Source organism: Capsulimonas sp. (assembly GCF_039929585.1).
Classification (GTDB): Bacteria; Armatimonadota; Armatimonadia; order Armatimonadales; family Capsulimonadaceae; genus Capsulimonas.
Map to the genome: position 1 here is coordinate 1 of NZ_JBDSQY010000223.1, position 5,661 is coordinate 5,661.

Consider the following 5,661-nt stretch of genomic DNA (forward strand, 5'->3'; position numbering starts at 1 on the left):
AAGGGGGAAGCGCGCTAAAGCGCCGGGGGGGGTAGGCAGCCAGCGGCCTATGACAAAAAAACGCCCCCGCCGATTGCTCAGCGGGGGCGTTTTCTATTTTAGATGCTCTCGAAACTAAGCCCGAATATCGACCGGTCCCATGCGGCGCAGTTTCTTCAGCGCGCGCAGTTCGATTTGGCGGACGCGCTCGCGGGTGACCTGGAAGCGCTGACCGACCTCTTCGAGCGTGTGGGCGTAGCCGTCGTCCAGGCCGAAGCGCATGCGGACAACGTCACGCTCACGCGGGGTGAGCTTGTCCAGAACGGCATCGAGCTGTTCGCGGCGAATCAAGTTCACAGCGGCGTCCGACGGCGACTGGTTGGCGTTGCTCTGGATGAAGTCCGCGAGCTGCGCCGAGTCTTTCTCACCGACCGGCGTCTCCAGCGAGAGCGGCTCGCTGGCGATGCGCATGATCTCGTTCACGCGCTCGACCGGAACTTCCATCTCAGCCGCGAGCTCTTCCTGGGTTGGTTCGCGGGACAGCTGCTGACGCAGCAGACCCGAGGTACGAACCAACTTGTGGATCGTCTCGGCGACATAGACCGGAATGCGGATCGTGCGGCCCTGGTTGATGACGGCGCGCGCAATCGCCCGGCGGATCCACCAGGTCGCATAGGTGCTGAATCGGAATCCCTTGTTGTAGTCGAACTTCTCGACCGCGCGGATCAATCCGATGTTGCCTTCCTGGATCAAGTCGGCCAGGCTGATGCCCGGGACTGAGTACCGACGCGCGATGCTCACAACCAGTCGCAAATTCGCTTCGGTCAGAATGTCCTTCGCGCGCTGATCGCCCTCGGCGACGCGGCGGGCCAGGTCCATTTCCTCGGAGGCGCTCAAAAGCTTGGTGCTCTTGGTTTTGCGCATCCACATCTGGAGCGACTCGTCACGCGAGTTCTCTTCGACCGGCGGGTACACCTGAGGCTTCTCTTCCTCGGCGTCCTCATCCTCCACATCGTCGTCCGCAACGCCGGCGTCGAGCAACGGCGCTCCGCCGTCATCCTCACCGGACGCCGCAAGGCTTAAGAAGCGAACGGCATCGGGATCGTCCAACGCGCCAGCCGCCTCATCCGCCGGAAATACACTCCGCTCGTCGTGGTCGACCGAGCTCACTGATCGAGGCGCCCGCGCCGCGTTTGGCTTATCCATCAAAGCTGTGCTATTCGCCATTGCCTTCCCCTTTATCATAAATCACGCCACCCTCTCATATAACCACGCGCCATGCCGTGCGGTTCCACCGTGGGGCTAACTCACATCTTCGTGCTGCGACATTGAAACATTATTCACAAAGTATCAAAATCACGCAAAAAAGCGCTTTCTGAATCCTATACGCAAACAAGTTATTAATTGTCTCAAATTTTCATTCAAAACGCTGTAACTTCCATTACATTTATATAAAAATTATCAATATTTTGATAAATCTCATCAAGCCCATTCCATATACCCACATGTGGGGGGAGTAAACCTGATTATTTTACGTCACCACGGGAGAGAATCGTTCCAGGAAAATCGTGGAGATACGGGCGGGCGCTATTTTGTTTGCGGCACGCCGCCGGGCTGACGCAGAGACCATTGGACCAAAAGATTGACCAATCGGCTGTCCCACTGCTTGCCCGCGCCGGCCTGCAATGTAGCGAGCGCCTTGCTGGGAGACAGCGCTGGCCGGTAAGGACGGTTAGAAAGCATGGCGTCGTAGGAGTCGGCGATCGCGACGATCCGGGCGCCCAGCGGGATGTCGTCGCCGGCGAGTCCATCGGGATATCCCTTGCCGTCGATCCGCTCGTGATGATGCCGAATGATCGGCAGCAGGGCCGCCGTCGAGCGCAGCGGCGAGATGATTTGCTCGCCGAGCGCGACATGCCCCTGCATCCATTTTTGCTCGTCGTCATCCAGCGCGCCGGGCTTGTTGAGGATGCGGTCCGGGATTCCGATCTTGCCGACGTCGCGCAGCATGGCCGCCTGACGCAGCACACGCAGAGCTTCGTCCGTCAGGCCCAGCTCCTGCCCGATCGCCAGCGCGAAGATCACCACACGCTCGGTATGCGCCTCATGGTTGCCGCCCTCGCGCGCTTCCACGGCGCGGCTGAGCGAATAGATCACATCCTCGACTTCGTCCAGCTGATCGTTCAGCGCCTTAATACGGATAAGCGAGCGAACACGGGCCAAAAGTTCCACACGGTTGAACGGCTTGACGATAAAATCATCCGCGCCGGCCTCAATCCCCTGCACCCGCTCCTGAGTTCCCGCATGCGCGGTCACCATCACCACGGGAATACGCCGCGTGCGCGCTTCGGACTTCAGCGTCCGGCAAAGCGAATACCCGTCCGCCCCCGGCAAAAACGTGCTGAGCAGCATCAGGTCCGGCCGGTCTCGACGGGCCACATCCAGCCCTTCCTCGGCGTCACCGGCCATGAGAACGTTGTAGTCGTTCCCCCGGCGCAAAATGGCGTCGATCAGCGTCCGACTCATCGGCTCGTGATCCACCACGAGCACACGGGGACGCGCGGTCAGCGCTTCAGTATAATTAAGATTGGGCATTGCTGTCGGCATACAGCAATTATCGGGGGTGTGAGTTTCGATCTTACCTGTTAAGGTTCTGAGGATATGTTTTTAGAAGCCTTGCATATATACGGGAATTTAGTGCCCCGTACATAACCCACCCCGGCGCGAAGCGCCGGGGTGGGTTATGTACAGGGCGGCCTTCGGTCGGGGGTTAAGCCAAAGGCGCGCGAAGCACCAAAGTGGGTCAATAGTGAAAGTCACACCTCAACCATCCGCCCGGTCTGCGCCGATTCGTACGCCGCCGCCAGCAGCTTTGTCACTTGAACGCCGTGTTCGGGCGAGCCGAGGGGGCCGTGGCCGGTCTCGAAGCCGTCGAGCCAGTCGGAGACGGGTGTGGGGACGTCGGGCAGGTCGGCTTCGGCGAGGGTTTCTTCGCCCTGTTCGGTGCGCCAGGTGATTTGATACGGCAGGCCGGTGGCGATGGCGCTTCCAAGGCTTCCGTCGTAGGTCGAGCGGATACGGCGGGTTTGATAGACGCTGTCGGCGACGGCGGTGATGGTGGCGAGTAAATTGCCTTCGAGACGGACACAGATCACGGAGCGCATATCGTCGGGCGTCGTGTCCATCAGGGCGCTGACCGATAAAGGCGCGCGGCCGGTCACCCAGAGCAGTTCGCTGAAGAGATGGCCGCCGCCGTCCATGAGGTTGCCGCCGCCGTTGGCGGCGGGATCAGCGCGGAAGAGAGTTGGGCGCACAACGCCGGGCATGGTTTCGGGCATCGGCGCCTTACCGAACACGGCCGCCGCCGACACGCTGATCCGGATGTCCACGGTTTCCAGATCCCCCACCCGGCCGGCGGCGATCCCCGCGCGCAGCGCGTGGGTGTGACGCCAGTATGGCGGGTTGAACGCGACCGTCAAAGAACGGCCTAGAACACGCGCGAGGTCGGCCAATTCTTGGGCTTCGTCGCCGCTGAGCGCCATTGGCTTTTCCATCAGGACGTGCAGCCCCTTTTCCAAAGCGGCCTTGGCCTGCGCGTAGTGCTGATCGTGCGGTGTGGCGATGAGTACGCCGTCCAAGTTCGCATCTTCCAGCATTTCTTCCCAATCGGCGTAGCGGCCAGGAATTTGGAAGTGATCGGCGAAGGTGGCGAGGGCGTCTGGATCGCGGCGGCAGGCGGCGACGACCTTGGCGCGCGGGTCGGACTGCAGCGCAGGCAAATGACGGCGGGACGCGAATGCGCCGGCGCCGAGGATCGCGATATTGTAAGTTTCGGGCATGGGATTTTCCTGCCTAGGTGTGGTATGTTGCTGGGGAATGTGAACAACGCGTCTCCCCAGCCGTCATGGAAGAAAGACGCGTAATTTTTTCTCATTCCAAGAACCTGAAACAAAAAACGTGTGTTGTTATCATACCCGATAGAGAACGGGGCGCGGCGCCGCGCCTCCGCCTGTCAACTTCATGACGTGACGCCGCCCCGTCCTGTCCATATCAACCGGAAACGGAGTACTTTCGGTGCCCTCACTATTTTGTCCTCGCCGCACAACTCTCGCATATAGCCTGGCCGCCGTACTCGCCTGCGCGCACGCGCACGCGCAGAGCGCCGTCCAGCAGGGCTCGCCTAACCCTGCGGTCGCGCCGCCCACGCCGCCCGCGCCGGTCGTTACGCCCAACCCCGTGGGGGCGACGATGCTCGCGCGTCCCACGGCGCTGCTGACCCAGCACAATAACAACGCGCGGACCGGCGCGAACCTGACCGAGATCGCGCTGAACAAGGAAAACGTCAACGCCGAGCACTTCGGCAAGCTGTTCGCCCGCGATGTCGATGGGCAGGTCTACGCACAGCCGCTCTATGTCCCCAATCTGAAGATGCCGGGCAAAGGCGTCCATAACGTCCTGTTCGTCGCCACCGAGCACAACAGCGTCTATGCCTACGACGCCGACGATCCCAAGGCAAAAGCGCCGTTCTGGACCGTCAATTTTGGCCCGTCCGTCCCCGCGAAAGAGGTCTACATTACCAAGTGGACAGACATGAACGAGGAGATCGGCATCACCAGCACCCCCGTGATCGACTCCAATTCGGGAACGATCTATGTGGTGGCGAAGACCAAAGAAGAGGGTAAGTACTTCCAGCGTCTGCACGCGCTTTCGATCGCCACTGGCAAGGAAATGCGCGGCTCGCCGATGACGATCACGGCGACCGTAACCGGCAAAGGATACGACGCGGTGGACGGCAAGGTCTCTTTCGGCGCGTTCCTGCAATTGCAGCGCCCCGGACTGCTGCTGTCCAAGGGGCTGGTCTACCTGGGCTTCGGCGCGCATGCGGACCGTGACCCATTCCATGGCTGGATCATGGCGTATGACGCCAAGACCCTGCGGCAAGTCTCCGTGCTCTGCACCACGCCCGACGGCGCCCAGGGCTCGATCTGGCAGGCGGGCCAGGGATTGTCGGCGGACGAAGCGGGATCGATCTACGCCGTCACCGGCAACGGGACCGCCGACGCCCAGACCGGCGGCCGCGACTACGGCACCAGCATCCTGAGGCTCGTCCAGCAAAAGAACGATCTCGTCATCATGGATTGGTTCACGCCAAGCAACTTCGAGATCCTGAACGAGGGCGACACCGACCTCGGCTCCTCCGGCCCACTGCTCGTTCCCGGAACCGATCTGCTGATCAGCGGCGGCAAGTCCGGCGTGGCGTACACCACCAAGCGCAGCAGTCTCGGGCACTTCGCCGAGGACGACAAGCAAATGATCCAGCGCTTCCAAATGGGCGCCGGGCATATTCACGGATCGCCGATCTACTATGACGATCCTAAGAACGGCCCAACTGTGTACACCTGGAGCGAGGAAGACCATCTCAAAGCGTTTGCCCTCAAGGATGGCAAGCTCAACGAGGCGCCGATCTTCCAATCGGAAGTCCGCGTTCCAGGCGGCATGCCGGGCGGGTTTCTGTCGATCTCAGCGAACGGCAAGGACCCAATGTCCGGCATCGTCTGGGCCAGCCGCCCGCTCGACGACAACGCCAATTGGCGCACCGTCGATGGAATGCTGGAAGCCTACGACGCGTCGGACCTGACCCACAAGCTCTGGGACACGCAAGTGAACGCCGCGCGCGACGGC

The 5,661-nt window shown here is 61.4% G+C and carries 4 protein-coding genes; 1 reads left to right on the top strand and 3 read right to left on the bottom strand.

What is annotated here, in order from left to right:
- Window positions 1-114: 114 nt before the first annotated feature.
- The 3 genes from ABIZ35_RS16565 to ABIZ35_RS16575 all read right to left on the bottom strand — a co-directional run bounded on the left by ABIZ35_RS16565 (window position 115) and on the right by ABIZ35_RS16575 (window position 3,818).
- Entirely contained in the window at window positions 115-1,206 is a 1,092-nt protein-coding gene (locus ABIZ35_RS16565; protein ID WP_348221036.1) for a sigma-70 family RNA polymerase sigma factor, read from the bottom strand.
- Between the two features lie 360 nt (window positions 1,207-1,566).
- A complete protein-coding gene (locus ABIZ35_RS16570; RefSeq protein ID WP_348221037.1) occupies window positions 1,567-2,574 on the bottom strand; it encodes an HD domain-containing phosphohydrolase in 1,008 nt (335 codons plus the stop codon).
- Between the two features lie 221 nt (window positions 2,575-2,795).
- Complete coding sequence (locus tag ABIZ35_RS16575) at window positions 2,796-3,818, bottom strand: Gfo/Idh/MocA family oxidoreductase (protein ID WP_348221038.1); 1,023 nt, start codon at window positions 3,816-3,818, stop codon at window positions 2,796-2,798.
- Window positions 3,819-4,053: 235 nt separating this feature from the next.
- On the opposite strand from ABIZ35_RS16575, the gene ABIZ35_RS16580 reads away from it, so the two are divergent.
- Window positions 4,054-5,661: hypothetical protein (locus tag ABIZ35_RS16580; protein WP_348221039.1), on the top strand; the 1,608-nt coding region annotated here is incomplete at its 3' end.